This window comes from Rhodobacter capsulatus (genome assembly GCF_052363185.1).
Classification (GTDB): Bacteria; Pseudomonadota; Alphaproteobacteria; order Rhodobacterales; family Rhodobacteraceae; genus Rhodobacter; species Rhodobacter capsulatus_E.
In genome coordinates this window covers 2394370-2406062 of sequence record NZ_CP198955.1, presented here as the reverse complement: position 1 = coordinate 2406062, position 11693 = coordinate 2394370, and the positions used below count along the sequence as shown (strand labels likewise).

The window sequence follows — 11693 nt, the reverse complement described above, 5'->3', positions numbered from 1 at the left end:
CTCATCGCAGCACCTCCGCCGAGCCGGGGGCGGGCACTTCCATCACGCCCTCGACCAGCCTTGCGCGAAAGAACATCGAGGGGCGGCCGGGCGCGGCATGGTCGATATCCCACAGCATCAGCCCCAGATCGCGCGGGGTGCCAAAGCCCAGATCCGCCGTTTCCGCCGCGGGGTTGCGCGGGGGCAGGGGGGCCCCGGGGGCGATCAGCGCGACCTGCGCGGCAAATTCGCGGGTGCCAAGGCAGGGCTGGTGAAAACACTGCCCGCGTTCGGCGCGGCGGTTGAAGATATCCAGATGCTTGCCCTCGTTGTCCTCGGCGCCGGCCTTGTCGGTCAGGGTGAAATGCGCCTCGATCACATAGGCGGGCGCGACGAGCACGGTCGAGGCGCGTTGCTGGCGGTCTTCATCGACCAGAAGCTGAACCCCGCCCAGATCGCCCCGGTTCATCGCCTGCCGGATCGTCCCGGTGGGCGCCTTGTGCCCCACCTCGTTGCGGCGGATCGACTGGAAGCGGATCGGTTCAAGCACATGGATGCGGTCGATGACCCAGCGGATGGCGGGCTTCCAGTGGATCGCCTCAAGAATGCCGCGCGCGGCCGAGGGGGTCATCACGTCATAGCTGACGCGCTCCACCTTCAATTCGGGGCGGGTGAAAAGCCCGTTGTGACCCCGGACATGCAGCCGAATACCATAAGACATGGATCACCTCAAATTTCCACCAGCTTACCCCTTGGGTTGAGTCGCGCAAAGCGGAAGATCATGCGGGCGAGGCCGCGTCAGGATCTGCCGCCTCAAACAAAGCTCTGATCGGCGCTCAGATACTCGGCCTGTTCCCACCACAGGCCGAAATCCTCGCGGTAAAGCGCGGGGTCGGTCAGCACGAAAAACGCATCGCCGCGCAGGTCAGGCGCCCTGAACTCCCCCTTGCCATTTGCCCGCAGCGTGTCGCGCGCCTTTTGCGGGATCTGCACCGTGAAAGGTTGCAACGCGCGGGCCAGGGTGCCGGACTTTTCCCAGTCGTCCCAAAGCTTGCCGACCCAGCCCTGCGCCTCCGGCTCGCGCGCGATGATCACCGGCACCATCGGGCTGTCGATCATCCGGTAGGCCTCGGCCACGCTGCGAAAGGCGAAATTCGTGCTGCGGCCGTCAAAGGTGAACCTGTCCCGCAGCCCCTGCGGGTCAAGCCGCTTCGGCCCGGCCTGCCAGTAGACCTTTTCGAACCAGTCGCGGATGGCGGCGGGGGCCAGCAGGTCGTCGAACTGTTCCGCCACCCCGCGCATCGCCTTGGCAAGCTGCGCCACATCCCCCGGCGGGGCATTGTCCGGCGCGGAAAACACCGTCAGCACCGAGGTCTCGACCGGCCTTTTCCCCTCGCGGTTCACCCGCCCCGCGGCCTGAATGACCGAATCCAGCCCCGCCTCGGCCCGCCAGCCACAGGGGAAATCAAGGTCCACCCCGGCCTCGATCAGGCTGGTGGCGATCAGCCGACAGGGCGCGCCGTCCTTGAGACGGGTCTTGATGCTCTCGATGATCTTGCGCCGATGCGCGGGATATTGCCGCGTCGTCAGATGGATCAGCCCCTCCAGCCCGGCCGCCCCGGCGGCCTGATACAGCGCCAGCGCATGTTTGCGGCTGTTGACGATCACAAAGCCCTGCGGCCGTTGCGCCAGCGCCGCGATCAGCGCACCATCCTCCATCGCGCCCCCCTGCACGATCCGCGCCCGCCGCAGCTGCCCGGCCAGCGCCTCCGGATCGGGCGCCAGTTCCCGCCCCGCCAGATCCAGTCCGCCGTCGCGCAAATGCCTGCTGTCAAAGGCCGGTTGCGTCGCGGTGCACAGCACCACCGTGCAGCCATATTGCGCGCAAAGCGTGTCGATCATCGCCAGCGTCGGCGCCAGCAGAGTGCGCGGCAGGCATTGCGCCTCGTCCAGCACGATCACCGATCCGGCGATATTGTGCAGCTTGCGCGCACGGGCGGGGCGCGCGGCGAACAGGCTTTCGAAAAGCTGCACATTCGTCGTGACGACAAGCGGCGCGGCCCAATCCTCCATCGCCTGCCGGATCTTGTCGCGGCTGCCGGGCCGCAGCTGCTCCGTCTCAAGGGCGCCGTGATGTTCCAGCACCCGTTCCGGCCCCAGAACCTCGCCGAAGACCTTGACGGTCTGGTCGATGATCGAGGTGTAGGGGATGGCATGGATGATCCGCCGGTGCCCGTGGCGGGCCGCGTGATCGAGCGCAAAGCCCAGCGAGGCAAGGGTCTTGCCCCCGCCGGTCGGCACGGAGAGGGTGAACAGGCCGGGGGGCATCGCGGCCTTGGCCCGAACATGGCAAAGGATGTCGGCGCGCAGCCGGTTCAGCCCGGTCGTGGCGTCGAACCCGGCCATATGCGCGTTGAAACGCGCCTGCAGATCGGGCAGCAGCTCTTGCAGCCCGGGCCAGTCGCGGTCGCGCGCGCGCCCCTCGAGCGCGTCATAAAACGCCTCTGTGTCGCGGAAATCGGCATCGACCAGACAGGAAAACACCATCCGCACCGCGACCGACAGGTCGAACCCGGCCTTGCTCCGGTCCCGGCGCACCCGGGCGGCCAGCTCTGCCGCGACCGCGCCGAAATCGGCGGGCAGATGGGTCGTCCACTCCGGGTCGAGCACCGCCCCCGGCCGGCCGATCCGCTGCCTCAGACAGCTGTTGTCCGCGCCGGTGTCGGTGTCGGGCAGCCCCGCATGGTGGCCGAGGATCGCCTGCGCCAAGGCCTCGGCCGCGAATTGCGGGCAGCCCGAGGCCGGGTCAAGCAGCACCCGCCCGCCCGCGGTGGAGTGATCGACGACCGGCCCCGGCGCGCCCCGCAACACCCGGTCGAAGGCGGGATCGTATTTGCCCAGATCGTGCAGCCGCCCGGCCAGCGCCGCCGCCGCACCAAGGCGCAGCGGCACGCCCCTTGCGCGGGCCAGCCCTTCGACCGCCTGCAGATGATCGGGCAGGCTTTGCCAGTCGGACCGGTCGTCGCGCGTTCCCGAATGGGCATAATGGGTCATCTCGGTCCTTGCTCCCTGCGGCCATGGCGTCCCGCGCCCATTTCACACCCGGCCGGGATTCGTCTCAAGCCGCCCGGTGCCGCAGACCCCGCGCCGACAGGGCGCGCGTAACCGCCTTTACGGCAGGTGATGCAGCACCAGCGGGCGGCCGCCCTGTGTGGAAACCGCGATCTCGGTCTCGTAAAGCGCGGACAGGTGCGGGCCGGTCAGCACCTGCGCGGGTGGGCCCGCAGCCACCACCGCGCCCGCCTTCATCGCCACCACATGATCGGCCCAGGCGGCGGCAAAGTTCAGATCATGCAGCACGATCAGCACCGATCCGCCCGCATCGCGCAGCCGCGCCAGATGCGCCATCAGCGCGCGGGCATGGGCCAGATCGAGGTTGTTCAGGGGCTCGTCGAGGATCAGCCAGGGCGTTTCCTGCGCCGCCGCCATCGCCAGATGCGCCCTTTGCGCCTGCCCGCCCGAAAGCGTGTCCAGAAAGCGATGGGCGAGCGGTTCCAGATCGAAATCGCGCAGCGCCCGGGTGATCGCGGCCTGATCGGCGGGCCCCGGACGGCCATGGCAATGCGGCCAGCGCCCAAAGGCCACCAACTCGCGCACCCGCAGCCGCGAGGCCAGCCCGGTGTGTTGCCCCAGAAAGGCCAGCTCGCGCGCCAGCCGCCCGCCCGGGGTCGCGGCGACATCGAGCCCGTTCACCCGCACCGTGCCGGGCGGCGGCGTCTCGATCCGCGCGATCAGCCGCGAGAGCGTCGATTTTCCCGCCCCGTTCGGCCCGATCAGCGCGGTGATCTGCCCCGCGGGCAGGGTCAGCGTCGTCGGCGCCAGAATCTGCACCCCGCCCACGGCGAAAGACAGGTCCAAAACCTCGATCATCGGATTTTTCCCCGCATCAGAAGGATCAGGAACAAGAGCCCGCCGCCGCAGTCCAGCACGACGCTGAGCGTGGCTTTCAGGCCCAGAACCCGCTCGAACGCCCATTGCCCGCCAATGAGCCCGATCAGCGCAAGCCCCGCCGCCAGAAGCAAAAGCCGCCGATGCGACGCCCCGGGCGCAAAGCTGTGCGCCAGCCCCGCGACGATCAGCCCGAAGAAGGCGATCGGCCCGACCAGCGCCGTCGCCGTCGCGGTCAGCACGGCGACCAGCGCCAAGGTGCCCAGCACCATCGCCCGATGCGGCAGGCCAAGCGACAGCGCCCGGTCCCGCCCCAAAGCCAGCACGTCCAGCCGCGGCCCCAGCCAAAGCGCCAGCGCCATCGCGGGCAGGGCAAGGGCGGCGGCGTAAAGCAGCGTCTCGACCGAGGGGCGGGAGAAATTGGCGAAACTCACCGATTGCACGACGGCATTGGCATTCGGGTCAAGCACCCGCATCACCAGCACCGATCCGGCGCGAAAGAGGATGCCGAGGATCACCCCGCTCAGGATCGTGCGGCCGATGTCGGCCCCCCGCGCGCGGCCCAGAAGCGTGCCGAACAGCGCCGCGGCAAGCCCCGCCATCAGCGCGGTTTCGATCAGGAATTTCGGCCCCGCAGGCAAGGCGGCAAAGCCCGAGATGCCAAGGACGGCCAGCGACAGGCTTTGCACCAGCAGATAAAGCGCATCAAACCCCATGATCGAGGGCGTCAGGATCCGGTTTTGCGCCACGGTCTGAAACAGCACCGTCGCCATCGCCACCGAGGCCGCCACAAGGGCGAGCGCCGCGAGTTTTCCCGCCCGCAGTCCCAGCACGAAGCCCGTGTTGCCCGAAAGCCCCTGAAAGAGCCACAGCCCGGTAACCAGCGCCAAAAGCGCGGCAAGGGTTGCCCAAAGCCTAAGCCCCATCGCGGTCGCCTCGCCACAAAAGCCACAGGAAGGCCAGCGCCCCCACCACGCCCAGAAGGGTTCCGGCCGGGATTTCATAGGGATGGATCAGCACCCGCCCAAGGATATCGCAGCCCAGCACCAGCCCCGCGCCGCCCAAAGCCACCACCGGCAGCGCGGCGCGCAGATTGTCGCCCATCGCCCGCGTCACCAGATTGGGCACGATCAGCCCGACAAAGGGAAACATGCCCACCGTCACCACCACCATCGCCGTGACCAGCGCCACCACCGCAAGGCCAAGGCGCAGCACGGCGCGGGGGTTCAGGCCAAGCGCCGTGGCGGCCTCGGGCCCAAGGCCGAGGATCGCGAAGCGGTCGGCGGCAAACCAGGCCAGCGCCACCGCCGCGCCCGCGATCCAGAGCATCTCGTAACGCCCCGCAATGACACCGGAAAATTCCCCCGACATCAGCCAGATCGAGACATAGGGGAGAAGGTCGGTTTCCCAGCCGACAAAGGTCACCCCCGCGCCCAGCACGCCCGAGAGGATCAGACCGGAAAGCGGCACCAGATAGATCTCGCGCGGGGGCAGGCGGCGGATCAGCGCGGCGAAGAGCACCGCGCCGACAAGGGCCGAAACCGCGGCCACGCCCATCTTGAGCCAGATCGGCGCGGCCGGGGCGAGGAGCGTGATCGCCAGAAGCCCCGCCGCCGCCGCCTCGGGCGTGCCGGCCGTGGCGGGCTCGACAAAGCGGTTGCGCACGATCTGCTGCATCACCACCCCCGCCACCGCCAGCGCCGCCCCGGTCAGAATCGCCGCCGCCGTGCGCGGCAGACGCGAGACCGAGAGCAACAGCCCCACCCGGCCGTCCAGACTGGCCGCGCCGATGCAAAGGCTGGCAAGGGCCAGCAGGCCAAGGGCGCCAAGCGCAAGGATCAGCGGGCGCGGCATCGGCGATCAGCCTTTCAGCGCGGCCAGAAGTTCGGCCAGATTTTCCATCAGCGCCTGATAGCCGCCGCCCGCGATGTAAAGATTGGCGGCGTTCAGCGTCACCACCTGCCCGGCCTTGGCGGCCTTGGTCCCCGCCACCAGCGGGTTGTCGAGCGTTTCCAGCGCCGCGGGCCCCTCGGCCCCGGTGGCGGCGCCGCGATCGACGACAATCAGCCAGTCGGGATCGACCTCGGCGATGAATTCAAACGAGATCGCATCGCCATGCACCTCGGGCTTCAGCGCGGGATAAGCCTCGGGCAGGCCGACCGTGTCATGCAGCCAGCCAAAGCGCGAGCCGCGGCCATAGGCGGAAATTTTCGGCCCGTTCGTCAGCACGATCAGCGCATCGCCCTTGCCCTGCGCCGCCGCCTGCACCGCGGCGATGCGGGCATCAAGCGCCGCTGCCAGTTCGGCCGCCTTCGCCTCCTTGCCGAAAAGCGCGCCATAGGCGGCCAGCCGCGCCCGGGCGTCGCCGACCACATCTGCGGAAATCGTCATGTCGAGCGTCGGCGCCACCTGTGCCACCGCGTCGAATTGCGCCGCCGAGCGCGCCCCCACCACGATCAGATCGGGGGCAAGGGCCGACAGCGCTTCTAGGTCCGGCTCGAACAGCGTGCCGATCGGCGCGGCGGCTTTCGGGTCAAGATAACGGACGTAAAGCTTCTCGGGCAGGCCCGCGGCGGGCACCCCCAGCGCGGCCAGCGTATCGGCGGCGGCGACATCATAGACCGCGACCGAGGCGGGCCGCGCGGGCAGGCTGACCGGGCCGCGGGCGGTGGCGATCGTCACCGGATCGGCCAGGGCGGGAAGGGCGGCCAGCGTCAGCGCCGCCGCAAGTGCAAAGCGTTTCATCGGGTCTCTCCGGGTTGGGCGTGGCTGAAACTGGCTTCGCGCCGGATCGGATATCCCCTTGTCCGGGGATTGACCAGCGGGTAGCCTACAAAAAAACTAAGGATATACGCATGTTTGTCACCACCGCCCGTTTCGTCACCCCGCATGCCGCGAAATACATCGCGCAGCTGTGCAAGCATTTCGCCCACAAGGTTCCGGCAGATTGGGACGCGGCGCAGGGTCGGGCGGCGCTGCCCTCGGGCCCGGTGACGCTGCGGGCCGAGGACGGGGCGCTTCTGGTGCGGATCACCGCCGAGGATGCCAAGGCGATGATCCAGTCGCGGTTTGTGGTCGACAGCCATCTGGTGACCTTTGCCCATCGCGAGGGGTTTACCGGCCTGCATTGGCAGATCGAGGCGGGGCCGGGCGAGACCGGCTGAGATCAGCGCCACAGAAAACCGACCGCGGCGGCCAGAAAACCGGGGACAGAGCCGCCGTGACCCTGACCGGGCACCTCTTGCAGCCGGGTGCCCAGATCCTGCGCCAGCCGCTCGGCCCGGCCCGCCATGTCGCGTTCGGCGAGCCGCGCGACCCGCTCGGGGGGCGACCCCGGCGGCCCGGGCCGCAGCGGGGCGCTCCAGCGCGCCGATCGTCAGCAGAACCGCCGGGCGCGGCCCGGGCGGCGGCGCATAGGCCCCCGGATCGGTCCAGAGCGAGGGGCTGCCCGCCGCGACATGGCTGAAAAGATCGGGCCGGGCGAACCCCCGCCCGCAGCGCAAAGGCGCCGCCATAGGAATGGCCCAGAACCATCCGATGCGCCGGATCGACGGGCAGGACGGCCTCGACCCGCGGCAGGATCGTGTCGGTCAGCAAAGCCAGCGTGGCATCGGCCCCGGGCGCCTCGATCAGATCGGGGCCGCGCCGGGCAAGGTCGATCAGCCCCGGCCCGGGCCAGCCGATGCCCACCACCACCGTGGGCCGCACCGGCCCCGCCGCCTGCGCCGATCCCTGCAGCACCAGCGCCTCGCGCAGGGTGGCGAAACTCCAGCCCGCATCAAGGGCATAAAGGATGCCGTAACCCTCGGGCGGGGGCGGCGCCTCGGGCCAGCCCACCACCACCGCAAGCGGCCCTTGCGGCCCGGAGACCGTGAACCGGGCGGTGCGATCGAGCACCAGCGCCGGTCCCAGATCCTGCGGCACAGCAGGGATCTCGGCTTGCGCGCCGGTCCCGCCCAGAAGCGGCAGGGCCAGCATCAGCGCCAGCACCCGCCGCATCAGAACCGCCGCGTCAGCGCCAGCGAGACGCTGCGCGGCTCGCCGCGGAAGTTGAACACGCTGGTGCCGCCGACGCGGGAATAATAGTCCTTGTCGAAGGCGTTCGAGATCGTCAGCCGCAGATCGGTGGTGTCATCCAGCGCGCGTTTGGCGGTCAGATCGACGACGCCATAGCCCGGCGCCCGGATCGTGCTTGCCCCCGAGACGGAATAAAAGTCCGACATCGCCCGCCATTGCCCGCCAAAGGACCAGCCCGCAAGGCGCCCCTCGGTCACGTCATATTCCGCCGACAGCTTCAGCAGGTGGCGCGGCGTATAGGTGGAAAAGACGTTCCCCGCCGTGGTCCCGTTGCGATATTCCGAGTCCGACCAGGTGTAGCCCGCCGCCAGATGCAGATTGTCGCCGATCTCGCCGGCCGCCTCGATCTCGAAGCCGCGGACCCGCACCTCGCCCGCGGCCACCGAATAGGTCGTGCCCGGCACCGACTGGGCGCGGTTCACCTGATCCAGCTGGAAGAGCGCCGCCGAAACGGCCAGCCCCGTGGCCAGATCCGCCTTGGCGCCGATCTCGATCTGCTGCCCCTTCAGCGGATCGAGCACCTTGCCCGAGGCATCGAGCGCGGTCTGGGTCTGGAAGATCTCGGTGTAGCTCGCGTAAAGCGTGGTATCGGGGCGGATGTCCCAGGTCACCCCGACAAAGGGCGTCAGATGCGCATCCTCGCCCACATGCGAAGTCGCGCCGCTGGCCGAGACCGCATCGACATCGACCCAGCTCAGCCGCGCGCCGCCCAGAAGCGTCAGCGCCGAGAGCGGCTTCAGCCGCAGCTGCGCATAGGCGCCTTTCTGGTCGGTTTCGGTGGTGGCGGCATTGCCATAGACCACCGCCGGCGCAGCCAGAGCCGAGGTGTCCCAGCTGTCCAGATCCCAGCTGCCGGTGAAGGCGCCCGAGGCCGCGCGCAGCGTGGTTTCGGCGCGCTGGGCATCAAGCCCGAGGATCGCCAGCCCCTCCCAGCCGCCCAGCGCGAAGGGCAGTTCGGCATGGGCGTCGAAGGCCAGCGTGTCATGGGTGAAATCCCGCGCGATCCAGGACAGCTGCGACACGGTATTGTCGGCCGCCGCCGGTGATCCGGTATAGGCATACAGGAAATCGCCCGTCTGATGCGACCGGCGCAGGCTGGTCTTGACCCGGGCGCCAGTGTCGAAACGGTGCTCGATCGCCGCGACGCCATCGGTCACGTCATTGTCGAACCGGTTCCAGTCGGCCGCCGTGGTGGTGGCGGGGTCGAGCCAGAGCAGGCTGCCATCGGCATGGCTGGGCAGGCCGTTGTAGGGGGCAATGTCGCGACGCATGTTCGAAATCGAAAAGGTCGCGGTGGTGGTGGGCGTGATGTCCCAGGCCAGCGCGCCATAAAGCTGATCGACGCCGTTTTCCTGCTTGTCGATGAAGCCGTCGCCCTGCGCATGGGCGGCCACCACCCGCCCGCGCAGGCTGCCCGCGGCGTTCAGCGCGCCGCCGTAATCCAGCTCGATCCGCTTTTGCCCCGCCGAGGTGAGCGCGGTGGTGACATAGCCGCCCGGCTCGGTCCGGCTGGCCTGCTTGAGCCGCATGTTCACCGACCCCGCGGGCGAACCCGTGCCGATGAAGAGCCCCGAGGGGCCCTTGAGCACCTCGATGTGATCGACGATCGACAGGTCGGGCTGGGTGCCATAGATCGAGCTGACCGGGGCGGGCAGGCCGTCGTAATACAGATAATCGAACTCGAAGCCGCGCGAAAACAGCGACGAGCGGCCGACGTCATTGGACAGCACCAGAAGCCCGGGGATGTTTTCCACCGCCGTTTCCAGCGCGGTGTAGCCGCCGTCCTCGATCTGCTTGCGCGTCACCACCGAGGTCGATTGCGGCACTTCGCGCGGGGTCATCGCGGCCTTTTCGCCCACCGAGATCAGCCCGCTTCTGTAGCTGTTCGAGCCCTCGGTTTCGTAGCTTGCCCCCTCGACCGTGATCGCCTCGAGCGTGGTCGTGTCTTCGGCCCGGGCGGTGGTGGCGGCAAGCCCCGGCATCCCAAGCGCGCTGCTCAGCGCCAGCGCCATGCGGATCGTCAGTTTCGGCATTCGGTTCCTCGTTCTTTATATCTGATAATTTTAGTAGTATATTGCGCGGACCACCCGGGCCCCGCCACGGCCCGGGCTTGCGAAAACTGTCAACCTGCTTGCGAAAACCGTCAGACTGGGGCCGCGATGAACCGACCGATCCTGTTGCAAGACATCGCCGCGGGGGCGCATCTGTCCGGCGAGGATTTCGGCGCCACGATTCGCCCCGAGCGGGTGGCGCTCTGCGGCGTGCGGGTGGCGGGGGCTCTGCCCTCGGGGCTGCGGCTGCACACGCTTGATGCCGCCGCCGCGACCGATTTCGAAACCCGCATCCTGCGCGCGCCGGGGGTTGTGGTGCATGTGATCCTGGCCGGCACCGCCGAGGCCTATATCGGCCCGCATCGGCTGCGGCTGGGGCGGGTGGGCGATGCGCCGGTGCGGCTGGCCTTTTTACGCGCTGCGCCGGGATGCGCCCTTCCTGCGCCGGGCGCGGGCGGGGGCGCATCTGCGCAAGGTCAGCATCGACATCGGCTGGGACTGGTTGGCCGAACGCGGGATCGGCGCCGAGATGGTTCTGGGCGCATCCGATTTCTGCCAGCAGGACTGGCCCGCCAGCGCCGCCGAAATCGCCATGGCCGAGCAGCTTCTGGCGCTGGACGAGGCCGGGGCGGGGGGGGCTTGCCGCCCTCTGCCATGGTGACGCGCGAGGCGATGGTGTTTGGCCTCGTCGCCGGGCTGATCGAGCGTCTGTCGCGCGCGGCAAGCCCGCTGCGTCCGGCCGAAAGCGACCGGCTGCGGCGGCTGGAGGAACGGGCGCTGCGGCCCGGCCCCGTGCCCGATCTGGCGCAGATCGCGCAGGAGGCGGGGCTGAGCCTGTCCTCGCTGCAGCGGCTGTTTCGGCGCGCCCATGGCACCTCGGCCAAAGAGCGCATCCGGGCGCTGCGGATGGAGCGCGCCGAGGCGGCGCTGCGCGCGGGGGCCAGCGTCGCCGAGGCGGCGCATGTGGCGGGAATCGTCTCGGTCGAGAGTTTCTCCACCGCCTTCAAGCGCCATCGGGGCCTCTCGCCCTCGGCGGTGATCCCGTCGGGTCCGCCCCGGGCTGTCGCGGTTGATCAGCCGGGCGGGGCGGGCTGAGCCGCCCAGCCCGGCTGATTGAGCCCGGCCCGCGGCTTGGTCAGGCGACGGCTTCGCACAGGCGCCGTTCCAGCGCGTCAAAGGCCGCGATCTGCGCCGGGATCATCTGGCGGCTGGCGTCGCGGCCCAGATAGACCTTGAACATGCAGCTGCCCTCGGTGTCGTAAAACTGCACCGAGCGGGTTTCGCTGCCGAAAAGCTGGCGCCGCACGAAGGCGACACAAGTGCAGGCGTCGATTTTCAGGTGGCCGCCGATCGGCTTGCCCTTGAAATTATACATCCCCTGCGCCACCGTGCCGCCCTGCAGCGGCGCTTTCGCCTCTAGGATCACCGGGCCGGTGTTGACGACAAGGGTGATCTCGCCCCAGCCCGCCATCGCGTCCAGAACCTCGACCATCCGCGCGCCGGGCAGGGCGGTCACCTCGCCCGCGGGCAGCGCGGCCAGCACCGCAAGCGGCGTGGCATTGGCCGCCCGGGCAATGTCTTCCAGCGCCGCATGGGGGGTGGCGGCCAGGGCTTCGGCAATCGTCTGGGTCATCTTCG

Annotated in this window: 12 protein-coding genes; 3 read left to right on the top strand and 9 right to left on the bottom strand. The window is 69.3% G+C overall.

What is annotated here, in order from left to right:
- Nucleotide 1 precedes the first annotated feature (1 nt).
- From cas5c to ACTTAG_RS11740, 6 genes are all read right to left on the bottom strand, one after another.
- The gene (cas5c, locus tag ACTTAG_RS11765; protein ID WP_444462507.1) at nucleotides 2-700 is read right to left on the bottom strand and encodes a type I-C CRISPR-associated protein Cas5c; all 699 of its coding nucleotides are present in this window, start codon (nucleotides 698-700) and stop codon (nucleotides 2-4) included.
- 92 nt (nucleotides 701-792) lie between these two features.
- Entirely contained in the window at nucleotides 793-3033 is a 2241-nt protein-coding gene (cas3, locus tag ACTTAG_RS11760; RefSeq protein WP_444462506.1) for a CRISPR-associated helicase Cas3', read from the bottom strand.
- Between the two features lie 117 nt (nucleotides 3034-3150).
- The gene (locus ACTTAG_RS11755) at nucleotides 3151-3909 is read right to left on the bottom strand and encodes an iron ABC transporter ATP-binding protein (protein WP_444462505.1); all 759 of its coding nucleotides are present in this window, start codon (nucleotides 3907-3909) and stop codon (nucleotides 3151-3153) included.
- Nucleotides 3906-4853, bottom strand: a complete 948-nt coding sequence (locus ACTTAG_RS11750) for an iron chelate uptake ABC transporter family permease subunit (RefSeq protein WP_444462504.1) — start codon at nucleotides 4851-4853, stop codon at nucleotides 3906-3908. Before ACTTAG_RS11750 ends, ACTTAG_RS11755 begins: the two co-directional genes overlap by 4 nt.
- Nucleotides 4843-5781 carry an ABC transporter permease gene (locus ACTTAG_RS11745; RefSeq protein ID WP_444462503.1) on the bottom strand — a complete coding sequence of 313 codons (939 nt, stop codon included), beginning with the start codon at nucleotides 5779-5781 and terminating at the stop codon, nucleotides 4843-4845. Before ACTTAG_RS11745 ends, ACTTAG_RS11750 begins: the two co-directional genes overlap by 11 nt.
- 6 nt (nucleotides 5782-5787) lie before the next feature.
- The gene (locus ACTTAG_RS11740; protein ID WP_444462502.1) at nucleotides 5788-6672 is read right to left on the bottom strand and encodes a siderophore ABC transporter substrate-binding protein; all 885 of its coding nucleotides are present in this window, start codon (nucleotides 6670-6672) and stop codon (nucleotides 5788-5790) included.
- A 110-nt stretch (nucleotides 6673-6782) separates the two neighbouring features.
- Here ACTTAG_RS11740 and ACTTAG_RS11735 point away from each other — a divergent pair, with 110 nt between their 5' ends.
- Nucleotides 6783-7091 (top strand): DUF2218 domain-containing protein, encoded by a 309-nt coding sequence (locus ACTTAG_RS11735; RefSeq protein WP_444462501.1) that lies wholly within the window; start codon nucleotides 6783-6785, stop codon nucleotides 7089-7091.
- Here ACTTAG_RS11735 and ACTTAG_RS11730 read toward each other — a convergent pair.
- Nucleotides 7042-7926 carry an alpha/beta hydrolase-fold protein gene (locus tag ACTTAG_RS11730; RefSeq protein ID WP_444462500.1) on the bottom strand — a complete coding sequence of 295 codons (885 nt, stop codon included), beginning with the start codon at nucleotides 7924-7926 and terminating at the stop codon, nucleotides 7042-7044. The genes ACTTAG_RS11735 and ACTTAG_RS11730 overlap by 50 nt on opposite strands.
- Entirely contained in the window at nucleotides 7926-10037 is a 2112-nt protein-coding gene (locus ACTTAG_RS11725; RefSeq protein ID WP_444462499.1) for a TonB-dependent siderophore receptor, read from the bottom strand. The genes ACTTAG_RS11730 and ACTTAG_RS11725 overlap by 1 nt, the downstream gene beginning before the upstream one ends.
- A gap of 406 nt (nucleotides 10038-10443) precedes the next feature.
- Here ACTTAG_RS11725 and ACTTAG_RS11720 point away from each other — a divergent pair, with 406 nt between their 5' ends.
- Together ACTTAG_RS11720 and ACTTAG_RS11715 are read left to right on the top strand one after the other, a co-directional pair.
- Entirely contained in the window at nucleotides 10444-10716 is a 273-nt protein-coding gene (locus tag ACTTAG_RS11720; protein ID WP_444462498.1) for a hypothetical protein, read from the top strand.
- Nucleotides 10695-11150, top strand: a complete 456-nt coding sequence (locus ACTTAG_RS11715) for a helix-turn-helix transcriptional regulator (protein WP_444462497.1) — start codon at nucleotides 10695-10697, stop codon at nucleotides 11148-11150. The genes ACTTAG_RS11720 and ACTTAG_RS11715 overlap by 22 nt, the downstream gene beginning before the upstream one ends.
- Before the next feature lie 40 nt (nucleotides 11151-11190).
- Here the strand turns inward: ACTTAG_RS11715 and hutX are convergent, their stop codons facing one another.
- Nucleotides 11191-11688, bottom strand: coding sequence for a heme utilization cystosolic carrier protein HutX (gene hutX, locus ACTTAG_RS11710; RefSeq protein ID WP_444462496.1), 498 nt, complete (start codon nucleotides 11686-11688; stop codon nucleotides 11191-11193).
- Between the last annotated feature and the right edge of the window lie 5 nt (nucleotides 11689-11693).